General features: G+C 67.4%; 1 protein-coding gene. It reads left to right on the plus strand.

What is annotated here, in order from left to right; translation table 11 throughout:
- The coding region (locus DAI20_RS19875) for a trehalose-6-phosphate synthase (protein WP_205781526.1) at positions 1 to 595 on the plus strand (595 nt) is incomplete at both ends.

Raw genomic sequence — 595 nt, forward strand, 5'->3', positions numbered from 1 at the left:
ACCTGAGCAAGCGCGAGGTCGATGGCTATTACAACGGCTTCGCCAACCGCACGCTGTGGCCACTGCTGCACTTCCGCCTCGATCTGGTCGACTACGACCGGGGCACCCGCGAGACCTACCACAAGGTCAACGCGCTGTTCGCTGACAAACTGGCGCCGCTGCTGCGCGAGGACGACATCGTCTGGATCCACGATTACCACCTCATCCCGCTCGGCGCACTGCTGCGCGAGCGTGGCATCGGCTGCCGCATCGGCTTCTTCCTGCATATCCCGATGCCGTCGGCCGACCTGCTGCAGGCGATGCCCGACCACCTGCGGTTGTTCTCCGCGCTGTATGCCTACGACCTGGTCGGCTTCCAGACCCAGCGCGACGCCGATCGCTTCCAGACCTACCTGCGCCTGTTCGGCGGCGGCCGCGTGCTCGAAAACGGCGAGCTGGAAGCACCGGGCGGGCGCCGCTTCCGTGCCGCTGCCTTCCCGATCGGCATCGACACCGAGCTGATCGCACGCCAGGCCGGCACCGCTGCCACCAAGGCCGCCGTAAAGAATCTGCGCGCCAGCCTGCGCGACCGCCAGCTGGCCATCGGCGTGGATCG

Origin of the sequence: Planctomonas deserti (assembly GCF_003067705.1) — a bacterium.
Classification (GTDB): domain Bacteria; phylum Actinomycetota; class Actinomycetes; order Actinomycetales; family Microbacteriaceae; genus Planctomonas; species Planctomonas deserti.